This window comes from Streptomyces fuscichromogenes, assembly GCF_014645815.1.
Classification (GTDB): domain Bacteria; phylum Actinomycetota; class Actinomycetes; order Streptomycetales; family Streptomycetaceae; genus Streptomyces; species Streptomyces fuscichromogenes.
Window position 1 is genome coordinate 418,440 of record NZ_BMML01000003.1, and the last position, 14,631, is coordinate 433,070.

General features: G+C 71.3%; 11 protein-coding genes. 7 read left to right on the forward strand and 4 right to left on the reverse strand.

All coding sequences use genetic code 11. The annotated features are described in order from the left end of the window. Positions 1–12 precede the first annotated feature (12 nt). The 4 genes from IEZ11_RS08940 to IEZ11_RS08955 all read left to right on the forward strand — a co-directional run bounded on the left by IEZ11_RS08940 (position 13) and on the right by IEZ11_RS08955 (position 6,715). Positions 13–1,722, forward strand: a complete 1,710-nt coding sequence (locus IEZ11_RS08940) for an IucA/IucC family protein (protein ID WP_189262074.1) — start codon at positions 13–15, stop codon at positions 1,720–1,722. Then, entirely contained in the window at positions 1,719–2,933 is a 1,215-nt protein-coding gene (locus IEZ11_RS08945) for a type III PLP-dependent enzyme (protein WP_189262075.1), read from the forward strand. The genes IEZ11_RS08940 and IEZ11_RS08945 overlap by 4 nt, the downstream gene beginning before the upstream one ends. Continuing rightward, entirely contained in the window at positions 2,930–4,246 is a 1,317-nt protein-coding gene (locus tag IEZ11_RS08950; protein ID WP_189262076.1) for an MFS transporter, read from the forward strand. Before IEZ11_RS08945 ends, IEZ11_RS08950 begins: the two co-directional genes overlap by 4 nt. A gap of 246 nt (positions 4,247–4,492) precedes the next feature. Continuing rightward, the gene (locus IEZ11_RS08955; RefSeq protein ID WP_229712893.1) at positions 4,493–6,715 is read left to right on the forward strand and encodes a transglycosylase domain-containing protein; all 2,223 of its coding nucleotides are present in this window, start codon (positions 4,493–4,495) and stop codon (positions 6,713–6,715) included. Positions 6,716–6,806: 91 nt separating this feature from the next. Here IEZ11_RS08955 and IEZ11_RS08960 read toward each other — a convergent pair whose 3' ends face one another. The 4 genes from IEZ11_RS08960 to IEZ11_RS08975 all read right to left on the reverse strand — a co-directional run bounded on the left by IEZ11_RS08960 (position 6,807) and on the right by IEZ11_RS08975 (position 10,811). Then, the gene (locus IEZ11_RS08960; RefSeq protein WP_189262077.1) at positions 6,807–7,559 is read right to left on the reverse strand and encodes a polysaccharide deacetylase family protein; all 753 of its coding nucleotides are present in this window, start codon (positions 7,557–7,559) and stop codon (positions 6,807–6,809) included. Beyond that, on the reverse strand, positions 7,556–8,890 hold the full coding sequence (locus IEZ11_RS08965; protein ID WP_229712894.1) for an MGDG synthase family glycosyltransferase: 1,335 nt from the start codon (positions 8,888–8,890) through the stop codon (positions 7,556–7,558). Before IEZ11_RS08965 ends, IEZ11_RS08960 begins: the two co-directional genes overlap by 4 nt. Positions 8,891–9,352: 462 nt before the next feature. Further along, complete coding sequence (locus IEZ11_RS08970) at positions 9,353–10,378, reverse strand: M56 family metallopeptidase (protein WP_189262079.1); 1,026 nt, start codon at positions 10,376–10,378, stop codon at positions 9,353–9,355. A gap of 4 nt (positions 10,379–10,382) precedes the next feature. Then, on the reverse strand, positions 10,383–10,811 hold the full coding sequence (locus IEZ11_RS08975) for a BlaI/MecI/CopY family transcriptional regulator (RefSeq protein ID WP_229712895.1): 429 nt from the start codon (positions 10,809–10,811) through the stop codon (positions 10,383–10,385). Positions 10,812–11,190: 379 nt separating this feature from the next. On the opposite strand from IEZ11_RS08975, the gene IEZ11_RS08980 reads away from it, so the two are divergent. From IEZ11_RS08980 to IEZ11_RS08990, 3 genes are read left to right on the forward strand one after another with little or no spacing between them, the layout of a single operon-like run. Beyond that, on the forward strand, positions 11,191–11,844 hold the full coding sequence (locus IEZ11_RS08980) for a response regulator transcription factor (protein ID WP_189262235.1): 654 nt from the start codon (positions 11,191–11,193) through the stop codon (positions 11,842–11,844). Next, positions 11,835–13,103, forward strand: a complete 1,269-nt coding sequence (locus IEZ11_RS08985; protein ID WP_189262080.1) for a sensor histidine kinase — start codon at positions 11,835–11,837, stop codon at positions 13,101–13,103. The genes IEZ11_RS08980 and IEZ11_RS08985 overlap by 10 nt, the downstream gene beginning before the upstream one ends. 38 nt (positions 13,104–13,141) lie before the next feature. Continuing rightward, the gene (locus tag IEZ11_RS08990) at positions 13,142–14,416 is read left to right on the forward strand and encodes a COG4705 family protein (RefSeq protein WP_229712896.1); all 1,275 of its coding nucleotides are present in this window, start codon (positions 13,142–13,144) and stop codon (positions 14,414–14,416) included. Positions 14,417–14,631 lie beyond the last annotated feature (215 nt).

Here is a 14,631-nt window from a genome sequence, read left to right on the forward strand (position 1 = left end):
TGGAGCGACCACATGACCACCGGCACAGCCCCCCACACCCATGACGCCACCTCCGTCCATCCCCCGGACGGAGAGCCGTCGCTGACAGCCGACCTCGTCACGACCCACACGCTGCTCAACTGCCTGATCCGCGAGGTGTCCGCCCCCGAGCATCAGGTGACGGTCGTCGACGATCACCTCCTGCTGCGACTGCCCCGCCGGGGCCTGCTGCTGCGTGCCGCGCTGCGTCGGACCTCGTTGATCGGAGCGCACCGCTTCCAGGGCCCGGCGCAGCGGCTCGACGGCGATGCCTGGGTGAGCGTGGACTGGCGCGAGCTGGCCGGCTGCATCCAGGACGAACTGGAACAGCGCACGGGCCTGGCCAACGAGGAGTTCCTGGGCCAGGTGGCGGACAGCCGGGAGACGATCCGCGTCGTACTGGAGGAGCGAGCGGGTGTCCGGGCGTCCGCGGACCCGTACGTCGCCTCGGAGCAGTCCCTGGTGTTCGGCCACCGTTTCCACCCCACGCCCAAGGCCCGTACCGGCGACCCGGCGGACTGGCTCGCGTACGGCCCGGAGACCGGCACCCGATTCCGCCTGCGCTACCTGGCCGTGCGCCGCCGCCTCCTTCGGGAGGAGGGCGAGCCGCACGCGCTGGACGCGCTGCACCCGGTGGCCGGCCCGGAGTTCGCCGTACTCCCCGTGCACCCCTGGCAGTACCGGCTGCTGAAGGACCACGACCGGCTGCGCGAGGCGGTCGCCGCCGGAGACGTCGTGGACACCGGCACGGGCGGACCCGAGCTGGTGCCGACCGCGTCGGTGCGGACGCTGTACGACCCCGCGACCGACGTGTTCCTGAAGTTCAGCCTCAACGTCCGCCTGACCAACTGCGTTCGCAAGCACGCGAGTTACGAGTTGTCCGGGGCCGTCGCCCTCAACCGGCTGCTCCAGCCCGTCTTCGCCCGGCTCACCGACCGCTACCCGGGCTGCGCGCTCCTCGCCGAGCCCGGCTACCGCACCCTCGACACGGCCGGCGACACCGCCCTCCTCGAGGGCTTCGGCGTCATCGTCCGCTCCGGCCTGCGCGGTCATCTGCGTCCCGGGGTCACCCCCCTGCTCGCCGCCGCGGTGGCCGACGAGTATCCGACCGGCGCGGCTCATGTCTCCCAGCTGCTCGCCCACGGCGACGGCTCCATCCTGGCCTGGTGGGACGCGTACCTCGGACTGCTGCTGCCCCCGGTACTGGCCGCCTACTTCGAACACGGCGTCGTGCTCGAACCCCACCTGCAGAACGTCGTCGTCGGTGTCGAGGCGGACGGCACGCCCGCGCAGATGTTCTTCCGCGACCTGGAGGGCACCAAGCTCCTGCCCGGCCGTCACGGTCAGGCCCTCGACGAGCTCCCCGACGAGGTGCGCGGTCCCCTCACCTACGATCCCGAACACGGCTGGAACCGGGTCGCGTACTGCCTCCTGGTCAACCACACCGCCGAAATGCTCAGCGCCCTGGCCGACCTCGAACCGGCGCTGGAACCCGCCCTGTGGGGCCTGGTCCGCGACCACCTCGCCGACTACGCCCGAACCGCCGCCGAACCGCCGCGCCTGCGTGCCCTGCTGTCCGGCGTACCGCTGCCGGCCAAGGCCAACCTTCTGCTGCGCTGGTCCCGCCAGGCCGACCGGCACGCGGCCTACGTGCCCCTGCCCAGCCCGCTCGGCGCGGACTTCCCCCGCGAGGTGGTCCGGTGAGGCCCGGGACGTACGGCCTCGTCGCCGCACTGTCCGACGACGAGCTGCCCGCCTACGTCTACGATCTGCCCGACCTGCGCGACCACGTGCGTACGATCCGGGCCGCACTGCCGGGCCGGGTCGAGCTGCTGTACGCGGCCAAGGCCAACTCCGACCCCCTGATCCTGCGCACCCTCGCCGAACACGTCCACGGCTTCGAGGTGGCCTCCGGCGGCGAACTGGACCACGTCCGCGCCATCGTCCCGGGCGCCCCGATCGCCTTCGGCGGCCCGGGGAAGACCCAGCAGGAGCTGACTCGTGCGCTCGACGCCGGAGTCGAGCGCCTGCACATCGAGAGCGAGCACGAACTCCGCCTGTTCGCAACCCTGTTGGGCGGCCGGACCGTGGACGTCCTGCTGCGCGTCAACCTGCCCGTCGACGTGGGCCGGGTCGCCCTGGCCATGGGCGGCGGGCCGTTCGGCATGGATCCCGTACAACTGGACCGCTGCCTGGAGGTGATGGCGTCGGTCCCGGGCATCCGCCTGCGCGGCCTCCACTTCCACCTCGCCAGCGGCCTCCAGGCCCAGCCCCAGCTCCTGCTCGTCGACAAGGTCCTTGCCTGGGCCGAGAACTGGGCCCGCGTTCGCGGAGTGGACCTGCGCGAAGTCAACGTGGGCGGCGGCATGGGCGTCGACTACACGCATCCGCCCAGAGTGTTCGACTGGCCCGCCCTCGGCGCCGGACTGCGCCGGATCCTCACCCGCCACCCCCACCTCACCCTGCGGATCGAGCCCGGCCGCTCGGTCACCGCGTACTGCGGCTGGTACGTCAGCCAGGTCCTGGACATCAAGTTCAGCCGGGGGCACGCGTTCGCCGTACTGCGCGGAGGCACCCACCACCTGCGCACCCCGGCCGCGAAACAGCACGACCAGCCCTTCGAGGTGATCCCCGACGACACCTGGCCGTGGCCCTGGAACCGTCCCGAGGTGCGAGACGAGCCGGTGACGCTGGTCGGACAGCTGTGCACGCCCAAGGACGTACTGGCAAGCCGGATCATGACCGAACGGCTGCGCGTCGGCGACCGCGTCGCCTTCGCCATGGCCGGCGCCTACGCGTGGAACATCTCCCACCACGCGTTCCTCATGCACCCCCACCCGACCTTCCATCACCTCGCCGCCGCCACCGACGGCCCGCCCGTCGCAGGCGACACGTATGCCCGTCAGACGTCATGAGTGCCGTCGTCCGCCTGCCTGCGACGCACGCACTCGCCGTCCGGAACTTCCGGCGCTACCTGCTCGGACAGCTGGTCTCCAACATCGGCACGTGGATGCAGCGCGCCGCCCAGGACCTGCTCGTCCTCCACACCACCGGCAACAGCGGCAGCGCGGTCGGCATCGTGACCGCGCTGCAGTTCCTGCCGCAGACACTGCTCGGCCTGACCGGAGGCGTTCTGGCCGACCGGTATCCCAAGCGGAGGACGCTGCTCCTGACCCAGACGGCGATGGCCGCCCAGTCGCTCCTGCTGGGACTGCTCACGGTGACCGGAGCGGTGAACCTGCCGTCCCTCTACGCGCTGGCCTTCGCCCTCGGCACCGCCACCGCCGTGGACGGTCCCGCCCGCAACGCCTACATCGGCGAACTCGTCTCCCACGAGCGCACGGCCAGTGCGGTCAGTCTGAACGCCGCCCAGTTCAACGTGGCCCGCGCCATCGGCCCGGCCCTCGCCGGCCTGACCGTCGCGGCCTTCGGCACCGGCCCGGTGTTCCTCCTGAACACCGTCTCGTACCTGGCCGTCCTCTACGGCCTGAGCACCATCCGTACCGACACGCCGGACGCCCCTGTCAGCGCGCGACCGGGCCCCACCCGAGCGCGCGAGGCACTCCGCCACATCGCCACCACCCCGGAGCTGCTCCTGCCGATCAGCCTCATCGCCTTCGTCGGCACCTTCGGTCTCAACTTCCAGGTCACCGTCTCGCTCGTCGCCATCACGGTGTTCCACACCGGCGCCGCCGCCTTCGGCTGCCTCTCCGCCGCCTACGCCCTGGGCGGCCTCCTCGGCGCGGTCTACTGGGCCCGCCACGGCAAGCCCCCCACCGCACGCCGTCTGACCTCCACCACGATCGGCTTCGGCGCACTGGAAGTCGCGCAGGGCCTCATGCCGACCTACGGCTCGTTCCTGGTCCTGCTGTTCGTCACCGGATGTGCCGCGGTGACCGTGACCACCACCGCCAACGCGCTGATCCAGCTCCATGCCGACCCCCCGCTGCGGGGCCGTGTCCTGTCCGTCTACTTTCTCGTCCTCCTCGGCGGCACCCCGATCGGCGCACCGCTGGTCGGCCTGGTGTCCGACGCTCTCGGAGCCCGCTCCACCCTGGTGCTGGGCGGCGTCGTCTCGCTCGTCACCGCGCTCACGCTCTCCCTCTCCTTCGCGCGCCGCACCCGACGCCGGATCCGCACCTCTGACCAGGGGGTGGCTGCATGCGCGGTACGGGAGAGCCTTACTCTTACAACTTGTAGAAATTTTTTGGGGGAGGGCCCTGGCTGAGGAGTGGCGAGAATGAGCGAACACCGGCGCCGATCGTCGGGGAGGACCACACCGTCCGGCTCCGACGGCCTGCACGATGGTGGCCGGGCCGCGGCACGCAGGGCTGCGCAGTCCCGGGGCGGGCGGGCCCGCCGGACCGCCGGCACGCGACAAGCGGACGTCACGCGGCCCGGTCGGCGGGGCCTGATCGACTACCCGCGCACCGGTCGACGTGGTCCGCGGCGGTGGCTGCCGTCGTGGAAGCTGGTGTCGGGCACCTTCCTGCTGTTCGTCGCCGGCCTGCTCGGGCTGTTCGGCTACGCCTACGCCACGACGACCATTCCCAGCGCCAACCCCAGTACCCAAGCGCAGAGCAACACCTACTACTGGTCGGACGGCTCGGTGATGACCACCCAGGGGGCGACCAACCGGCAGAACGTCGACCTCGCCCAGGTGCCGAAGCTGGTGCAGTGGGACTTCCTCGCCGCGGAGAACGCCACCTTCTACTCCGATCCCGGCGTCGACACGGAGGGCATGCTCCGAGCGGTCTACCACATGGCCACGGGCGGTGATGTGCAGTCGGGGTCCACCGTCACCCAGCAGTTCGTGAAGAACACCTACCTCAGCCAGGACCAGTCGGTCACCCGCAAGCTCAGGGAGATCATGATCTCCCTGAAGATCGGTGACCAGATGTCCAAGCAGCAGATACTGCAGGGCTACCTCAACACCTGTTACTACGGCCGGGACGCCTACGGCATCGAGGCCGCCGCCCGTACCTACTACCACGTGCCCGCCTTCCGGCTGACCGTCAGCCAGGGGGCCTTCATCGCCGCCGCGGTCAACGAGCCGAGCCTGCTGATGCACGCGGACACCGACCCGCGGGCCAGGGCCCAGGCCAAGGCGCGCTGGACGTACGTGCTGGACCGGATGGCCAAGATCCACAAAATCACCGCCGCCCAGGAACAGCGATACCTCGCGGCGGGGTTCCCCACGCCCAAGCCGTACACGCCGTCGGCGGGCATGGCCGGGCAGACCGGATACCTGGTGCAGGCCGCGGAGAGATACGTCGAGGCACACACGTCCCTCACGGACCAGCAGCTGGGCCACGGGGGCTACCAGATCTACACCACCTTCGACAAGAAGAAGGTCGGCGCGCTGTCCGCGTCCGTAGCGGCGATGGAGCGGAAGCATCTCGATCCGCGGCACCGCTCGGCCGACAAGGACGTCCAGGTCGGCGCGGCGTCGATCGATCCGTCCACCGGTGCGATCGTCGCGCTGTACGGCGGGCCCGGCTGGAACAAGGGTCACTGGACGGACAACGCGGACGCGACCGGCGTGCCGGTCGGCTCCACCTTCAAACCGGTCGACCTGGCCGCCGCTCTCGACCACGGCGCCGTCCTCTCTCCCGGGCAGCCGGCCTCACCGATCACCCCGGCCTCGAAGTTCGACGGCGACGACGGCATCACCATCAAGAACCAGCAGGGCCAGGAACTGCCGGACTCGAAGGACCCCACGGGGCTCCTGCACCAGCGCAACGACGTGTCCACGAAGTGGGGGTACATCACCCTGCGCAAGGCGATGGAGCAGTCGGTCAACACCCCCTACGTCCAGCTCGGCGAGTACGTCGGCTACGACAACGTGGAAGGCGAGGCCCTGAAGGCGGGGCTGCTGCGCACGAGCCTGCAGTACGACACCCCGGGCTTCTACATCGGTACCTCCACCCCGTCGGCGATCCGGATGGCGGACGTGTACGCCACCTTCGACGACAGCGGGGTCCAGCACGAGCCGTACTCGGTGACCAAGGTCGTCGCCGACGGCCGGCAGCTGACCGGCTTCGACAAGCCCAGGGGCACCACGGCCATGCCCGCCTCGACCGCCGACACCGTCACCGACGTCCTGCGAGACGTCGTCAAGAACGGCACCGGTACCAACGCCCAGGCCCTGGGCCGCCCGGCGGCCGGCAAGACGGGTACGACCGACGACTACAAGTCCGCCTGGTTCATCGGCTACACCCCGCAGCTGACCACGGCCGTGAGCATGTTCAAGGAGGACCCGAAGAACGCCGGCCTCCGGTCCATGCAGGGTGTCGGCGGCTACGCCAAGGTCTTCGGCGCCGACATGCCCACCGAGGTGTGGACCGGCTACATGACAGCCGCCCTTCGGGGACAGCCCGTCGAGCAGTTCCCGCCCGCACCGCAACTGGGCCGGAGCACGGACGAATACGGCGCGCCCTCGCCGACCCCCTCCGCCACCGCGGCCCCGAGCACACTCCCGGCCACCCCGACCGCCCCGGCGACCCCGACCTTCACCACCACGCCGTGCCACCGGCACCGGCACCGGCAGTACTGTGCCGGAGCGAGTCCGACCGACACCGCCGGAACCACTGCCGGTACCGGCGGCGGCTTCCTCGGCGGCACAACCGGCGGCACCACCTCACCCACGCCGACAACCGGCACGACGGCTCCGACAAGCGTCCGGCGCGGGCCTTGAGCCGTCTCATGGACGCCGGCTCTGGCCATGTGCTCGGGTCCGAACCGCTCTGAGCCTGGCCATGGCGGCTCCGCTTCGACGAGCGGCGGGCTCACCGGCGGGGCAGGCCGGGGACGCCGTGTTCGCGCAGGGGTCCTACCTGCCAGCCGCGCTCCTCGCAGGTGTCGAGGATGCGGGGCAGCGCGGCGAGGGTGGTGCGCCAGGAGCCGGTCGCGGAGGTGCAGTCGGAATCGTGCAGCAGGATGGTGCCGCCGCCGCGCAGGTCGGTCAGGACGGTGCGCTCGACGGACCGCGGAGTGGCCCGTCGGCGCCAGTCCTCGCCCCAGCAGGTCCACAGCACCGGGGTCAGACCGAGGCGCCGGCAGGCCAGATGGGCGCCGGTGCTCATCACCCCGTACGGCGGCCGGAAGAGCACGGGCGGCCTGCCGGTGACGTCGGCCACGGCGTCGCGGGCGCGGGCGAGGTCGTCGTACGCGGCGCGGGGACCGCGGAGCAGGAGCGGGCGGTGGTGCCAGCCGTGGACGGCGATCTCGTGCCCGGCGGCGGCCATCTCCTTGGCCGGCCCCGGTGAGCGGGCCAGCATGGAGCCGAGCAGGAAGAAGGTGGCCCGCAGCCCGCGTGCGTCGAGGAAGTCGAGGAAGCGCGGGGTGGACAGGTGGTCGGGGCCGTCGTCGAAGGTGAGCGCGACGTGATCGGGCCGGCCGCGGCCGGCCAGGCGCGGCATGGCCGCGTTGCGCAGCGGCCCGAACGTGGAGATCACAGGTGCCGCGTGCAGTGCCGCGAGCGCGGGCACCGCCGCGGCCGAGACGAGTGCCGTGGCACGGGCCAGACGGGCCGGGGTCATCGTCCGTCTCCGTCCAGGTAGTGGGCGACGGCGGAGAAGCGGGCGGGCGTCTCGTTGTAGGCGTAGGCCAGCGGGGCGGCGACGCCGAGACAGGCCGTGGCCGCCACGGTGACGGCCGTCAGGGCTATCCGTCGCCGGCCGGCGAAGCGCCTGGCCGCGGGCTGTGCGCCCGGCGCGGTGTGTGGCCCGGTTCTGGCGGCTATGGCGGTCACCGGTCCGGGAGCCAGGCGGTGCAGGTCGAGTCCCACCGTGCGCTGGGCCCGGCCGCGCGGTCCGTGGAGGAGCTCGGCCAGCACCGGGCCGAGGTCCGCCGGGTCGCGGATCCAGGCCGCCAGGCCCGCCTCGTCCAGGGCGTCCGCGTTGGTCCGGCCGTGACCGGGGATGCAGCGGTAACTGGCCACCGGCAGCCCGGCGGCGAACGCCTCCAGCGAGGTCAGCCCGCCCGCGTTCTGCACCAGCACGTCGCAGGCGTGCATCAGCTCGGGCATGTCGTCCACCCAGCCGAAGGCGTGCTCGATGCCGTCCTCGCGCAGCTCCGCCACGAGGGCTTCGTTGCGTCCGCACACCACCACGGGCACCGCGATCCCGGTCTCCCGTATCTCGGCGGCGGCCCGTCGCACCGGCCCGACCCCCCACGACCCGGCGACCAGCAGGGCCAGGGGTGCGTCCGCGGGCAGGGCGAACCGCTCGCGGGCGGCGGCCCGTTGCCCGGCCCCGGCAGGGGTGAAGCGCGCGTCGGTGACCGGACCGACGACGGTGACGGCGGCCGCGCCCTGTACGTGGGCCTGGGCCGCCGGCACCGGGTGTACGGCCAGGTGGGCGTCGATGCCGGGGGCAACCCAGAGGGTGTGGACGGAGAAGTCGGTGAGATAGGTGAAGGCCGGCACCGTAAGACTGCGGCGCCGACGCAGCGCGCCGAGGACCTGGCTGGCGCCGGGGTAGGTCGAGACGACCGCGCAGGTGTCCGGCGCGAGCGCGCGCAGGGTGCGCTGCTCGGCCGCGCGGAACAGGGCCCGCCACAGCGCGCCGGGGCGTGCGGCCCGGTCGGTGGCCGTGTACAGGCGTTGGTAGCCGTCCGGCATCAGGGTCAGCATGCGGTGGTAGGCACCGCACAGCAGCCGGCCCGTACCGGTGGGCAGCAGGTCGAGGAAGTCGTGCCGGTCCACCAGGTACCCGTGCTCGGACAGCCGCTGGGCCAGTCCCGCGGCCGCACCGTCGTGTCCCGCGCCGACACCGGCCGAGATGATCGCGATCCGCCTGGCGCCGCCCTGCGGCGGTGCGGCGGACGGCGAGGGCGCCGACTCCGGCACCAGATCGTCACGGTGGACCACGGTGGATCGCCTCCTCATGGGCTACGGGGCACGCCGGGCATGCCCCGGCCCAGACGGCGCTGGTGGGCAGGCCGAGGCCGCGCCTGCGCGCGGACCAGGGCCATGACTCGACCGCTGTGGTGCCGAGAAGGGAAGCTACTACATGATGTAGAACTTGGGAAACGATCGCCGCGAGGTGGGGGCGGGGATCCGGCGGCGCCCCGGGCCTCGGTAGCCCGGCTGATTCCGGTCAAGTTACTACGAGATGTAGAGGAAGTGGCGGCTCATCGAGGAGAGAGGCTCCGAGGCACCGATGGCGTCAGGTCTCATGGCCATTGCGGCAGTGCTCGATCCACAGGCGATGATGACGACGTTCGGGGTTCGGGGCGTGCGCTCTTCCCGCGTCACCGCCCGCACCGGGCACGTTCACCGTGCTCTGCGGGACCGCTCGGGCGACGGCGTGAGCCATCGGCGCCGGGCAGGTCAGACGTGCCGCGCTCCGTGCTCTGGACGATCGGGGTGAGCACAGCAGCCGTCCGGTCCGTGAGCAGGGGTGTCGTCGTGGTCGGTCGGCGCGGCGGTGGTGGTGTCGGCATGCGCCCCGCACAGCGCCCACTGCGCGCTGTCCAGCATGCGGTCGCTGTCGGAGGCGGCGTTGGCCAGGCTCGCGCAGCAGACGGCCAGCAGCAGACCGCCCGCCAGCAGCGGCAGGCTGCGACGGGCGGGCGGCGGGGCCAGCAGGGCCCGTACCCGCTGGGGCACCACCCCGCCGGTCGCGGCCAGCACGGCGGGACGGGACGCACCGGCGGATGCCAGGGCGGCGCGGCCCACGGCGTGGGCGACGACCGTACGGTCACCGACCCGCTCGGCGGCCTCCTCGTCGGCCCAGCGCTCCAGGACGAAGTTGCCCGCGACGGCCACCGGCCGCAGCAACGGGTTCAGGGCGGCCGTGAGCCGCCACACGCTCTGGAACACGTGGTGACGCCCGCGCAGATGCGCCCGCTCGTGGGCGAGCAGCGCCTCGCGCTCGGCGTCACCGAGGCGGCGCAGCATCCCTCGGGAGACCACGATGCGGCCCGGTGCCCCAGGCAGTGCGAAGGCCAGCGGGACGTCGTCATCGAGTACGGCCAGCTCCGTGTGGCCGGGCAGCCCGGCGCACTCCCGCCGGGCCCGCAGCAGGTGGCGGCCCTGCCGGACGGCGGCCACGCCGAAGGAGACGACGCACACCGCGAGCACCAGGGTGCTGACGGCGGCGACCACGGCATAGACGGGGTCCTGGGAGCGCAGTGCGGACACGGACCAGCGGCCCTCTTCGGCGATCTGCGGGATCTGCGCCACTCCGGTGAAGGCCAGCAGGGCGAGCGATCCCGCCCATCCGGCCGCCGTCACCAGCGCGGCGCAGGCCAGCGCCAGGGCCGCTGGGCGCGGGGGCAGCCGGTGCGCCACGGGCCGTGCGAGCACGGCGAGTGCGGCCGTGACGAGGAACGGGATGTAGACGCTGATCAGCACCGGCTCACCGCTTCCCAGGTGGGCGCCGGCTCTCCGGGGGCATGTCGTCGTGCCCGGACAGCAGCTGCTGCAGCAGGTGCTCGTCCTGTTCGGACAGTTCCGAGACGAAACGGGCCAGCACCGCCTCACGGTCGGAGCCGCCCGTCAGCAGGGAGTGCATGCGCTGGGCGGTGTGCGACGCCTCGTCCCGGGCCGGTTCATAGGCATAGCCACGGCCCTCGCGGTGCCGCACCAGCATGCCCTTGTCATGCAGCCGGGACAGGATGGTCAGCACGGTCGTGTAGGCGAGGTCGCCCGGCAGCTGTTCCCGGACCTCCCGTGCGGTCCGCGGACCGTCTGCCCCCCAGAGTGCGGCGAGCACGGCGCTCTCCAGTTCGCCGCGAGCCCGCCTGCCGGACGCCTCGATGGCCTCCTCGTCTCCTCGGCCCGTCACCTCACCGTCCGCCTTCCCTCGCCGTTGTCGCGTACAGGCTACCCGCCCACGTCCTACTTGTTGTAGGACGTGCCCTTGCGTGAGAACTCCAGGTAGGTGAGATCCCGTATGCTTCCCGAGCGGCTACTACATCACGTAGAGGTTGGGGCGTGCGGCGGGATCATCAATCCCGGAACCGGGCGGCCTTTCGCGTCCAGCGTTCCGTAATATGTCTACAAGACTGTCGTCGCTGTAGTCGTCCCGGTTCCGGCGGCAGGTCGTCGGCGGGCTCGTGCGGAGCGTCGGTCTTCTGATGGTGGCACTGATCGGCGTCCGGTCGGTGACGGGCGCGGCAGCGGGTGCAAGAGAGAACTGTCGCCGGAGTACCTGGGGTCAGCCTGTGGCTTTTATCGTGGTGTGTGAGGATGACGCGGCGGTCCGTGACGTCCTCAAGCGTGCACTTGAGCACGACGGCCATACGGTCGCCGTCGCTGCCACCGCGGACAGCCTGTTGCGGCAACTTGAGCCGGTCCCTCACCTGGTCGTCCTGGATCTGGGCCTCCCGGACGCCGATGGCCGCGACCTCTGCCTGGCGCTGCGGGCACGTGGCGTTGACGCCCCGGTGCTGATGCTCACCGCTCTGGACGGCATGCATCACAAGGTGGGCGGCTTCGAGGCGGGAGCCGACGACTACATGACGAAACCGTTCGACATCCCGGAGTTGCTGGTGAGGGTCCGCGCCCTGCTACGCAGGACAACCGCGACGACCCCACCGAGGGGCATCGTTCTCGATCCGGCGAAACATGTCGTGATCCACGGTTCGACGAGCGAGAACCTGACGCCGACCGAGTTTCGGTTGCTGGGCCGGCTCATCGCCTCGCAGGGCGACGCGGTACGCCGCCACGCCCTCGTCGCTGCCGGCTGGCCGCATGGCGCGCGGGTCAGCGACAACACCCTTGACTCCTACGTTCGCCGGCTACGGACCAAACTCGGTGCGCTGGGCGTGGCCGATCGCCTGGCGACGGTCCGCGGGGTGGGCTATCGATGGGAGTGACAGGCTTTCGTGGGAGGGTCGTCGCGCTCGCGGTTCTGATCGCGACGGCGGTGGTCGCGGTGCTCGTCGTGGTCTCGCACGTGTTGCTGAGCCAGGTGACCGACGCCGACGCGAGCGCTCTGGCGCATACACGTGCGGAGGCGGTGGCGGCGAACGTGGCCGTACGCGGTGGCCACGTCGTGCTGATCGAGGGCGGCAACGAAGCGCTGGACACCGTCTCCTGGGTGTACGCCGATGGGCATCTCATCGACGGGATCGTGCCGGGCAGCGTCCTTGACCGCGTCGATGCGCTCGTCGGGTCCGGGCAGTCGCAGACCACCACGGTCGGCAGTCACCTTCTGTACGCCCAGCCGATCCGGCTCGAAGGCCACCACGTCATGGTGGTCGTGAGAGTGGACCTGACGCCGTACGAGACGTCGGAGCAGCGCAGCCTGACGATGTCGCTCATGCTGGGCGGCATCTCGATCCTGCTCGCCGGCCTCGTCGCGCGCCTTGTGGTGGGTCGTGCGCTGCGGGTGGTCCACGAGATGGCCGCTCTCGCCGACGACTGGGGCGATCACGAACCCGGGCGCCGATTCGACCTGGGTGTTCCCCGGGACGAGTTCGGGGAACTCGGCCGAACTCTCGATCGCCTGCTCGACCGCGTGGACAACGCGCTAGCGGACGAACGCCGACTCACCGACGAGATCGCCCACGAGTTGCGGACGCCCCTGACGGCCCTGCGGGGCGAGGCACAGTTGGCGCAGCTCTCCGGCCACCAGGTCGCACCGGAGACTGTTCTGACCGAGGTCGACCGCCTGAACACGGCGATCACGACGATTCTGGGCGCCGCCCGGACACGGATCGAAGGCGGTACGCGCTGCGATCTCAGGACAGCGGCGCGACAGGCGATCGCCGGTCGCGCCATCGACCTCGCCGTCCCGACCGACGTCGACGTCGCCGTGGCGGCCGAACTCGTCGTGGCGGTGTTGGCACCTCTGCTGGAGAACGGCCTGCGGCACGCGAGTTCGCGTGTCTGGGTCACGGCCCGCATCCAGCCCCAGGGGGTCGTGATCGATGTCCTCGACGACGGGCCCGGCTTTGATCCGGCAGAGGTCGACCGGGTCTTCGAAGCGGGCGTGACCGGCGGCGACGGGCACGGGCTGGGGCTGGCCGTGGTAAAGCGTCTCGCCGCGTCCGCGGGAGTGGCGGTCCGTGCGATCGCGGACGGTCACGGTCGCGTCGAGGTGACCTTCCCCACGGCGGAGGCGATCGCGTAGTCAGGTTGTGTGCAGGTTGGCCGAGCCAACCTCGGCACATGACAACGACGAGCGAAGCCCGCACGCGCCGCAGCGGGCGGCTGATGCTGAACAAGGTCCCCGAGGTCACCATCTGGTTCTGGGTGATCAAGATCCTGTGCACGACCGTCGGTGAGAGCTTCGCCGACTGGATCAACATGAAGCTGGGCGTCGGCCTGGTGAACACGGCCTGGATCTTCACCGCGGTGTTCGTCGTGGTCCTGGTCGTCCAGCTGCGGCTGAAGCGGTACGTCCCGTTCCCGTACTGGCTGACCGTGGTCGTCGTGAGTGTCACGGGCACGCTGTACACCGACATCCTGACCGACCACCTCAACGTGCCGCTGTGGATCAGCACCGCGGTGTTCTCGGTCCTGCTCGCCGTGGTCTTCGGCGTGTGGTGGCTGCGCGAGCGTACTCTCTCGATCCACTCGGTCAACACGCTGCCGCGTGAGTCGTTCTACTGGCTCACCGTGCTCGTCACCTTCGCGCTCGGCACCGCGACCGGCGACTGGACCCTTGAGCTCACCGGCTGGAGCCCCGGAGTCTCGGTCCTGCTGCCGCTCGGGCTCATCGCGGCGATCGCGCTGTTGCGGAAGTTCGGGGCGAACCCGGTGCTGTCCTTCTGGCTCGCCTACATCCTGACCCGCCCGCTGGGCGCCAACATCGGCGACTGGCTCGGCTCCCCGAAGGTCGCTCAGCCGGGCGAGCCGACCGGCCTCGCGCTGGGCACGTTCACCACCAGCCTGATCTTCCTCGGCCTGATCCTGGCGACCGTCATCTACCTGACGGTGACGCGCTCCGACGTGACCGAGACCTACGACGCCACGCACACCCCGCAGATCACCGCCGACCCGAAGCGGGAGCGCATCGCACTTGCGGGCTTCGCCCTCCTGGCCGTCGCCACCGGAGGCCTGCTGGTCTGGGCACACAGTCGGCCGCACGTCGGCCCGGCGCCGGAGGAGGACGCCACCTCCACCGTCCAGCTCGCCCCCGGCCAGGCCGTGAAGAAGTTCCCGGCCACGAAGGTCGACGCACTGAAGGCACTCGCGACGACCTCGCTCAGGGACGCACGGTCGGGTAACGCGACCGGGGCCCACGCGGCCGCCCAGTCGCTGCGAGACCTCTGGGATGCCGACCAGGCCTCGTTGCAGCCGCTGGACAACACCGGCTGGACGTTCCTCGACGCCCAGATGGACCAGGTCCTGAAGACGTTCGGCATCGACCACTCGAACCCGCCGATGTCGCCGGCCCGGCAGGAGGCCGAACTCAGCACCCTCCTCACAGACATGCGCTGACGGACCTGATCGGCGGCGGCTCCGCCGGAGCCGCCGCCGATCAGCCCGAGGTTCGCCGTCCGCTCCACCAGCACCGCCTCCTGCGGTGCGCCGATTCCTGTCGCGTATCCGTGGTGGTGCACCGCCTCGCCACGCCGGAAGCCTGTCACCTGTCACTGCCGGGCACGGCCGCGGCTCGTGGTGCGTCCGGTGGCAGTCCCGGATCAGCGCCCATG

What these genes read in the sequence shown, in the direction of transcription:
- IEZ11_RS08960 (WP_189262077.1), bottom strand. Translation starts at nt 7,559, where the DNA reads ATGACCCCGGCCCGTCTGGCCCGTGCCACGGCACTCGTCTCGGCCGCG.
- IEZ11_RS08990 (WP_229712896.1), top strand. Translation starts at nt 13,142, where the DNA reads ATGACAACGACGAGCGAAGCCCGCACGCGCCGCAGCGGGCGGCTGATG.
- IEZ11_RS08985 (WP_189262080.1), top strand. Translation starts at nt 11,835, where the DNA reads ATGGGAGTGACAGGCTTTCGTGGGAGGGTCGTCGCGCTCGCGGTTCTG.
- IEZ11_RS08950 (WP_189262076.1), top strand. Translation starts at nt 2,930, where the DNA reads ATGAGTGCCGTCGTCCGCCTGCCTGCGACGCACGCACTCGCCGTCCGG.
- IEZ11_RS08940 (WP_189262074.1), top strand. Translation starts at nt 13, where the DNA reads ATGACCACCGGCACAGCCCCCCACACCCATGACGCCACCTCCGTCCAT.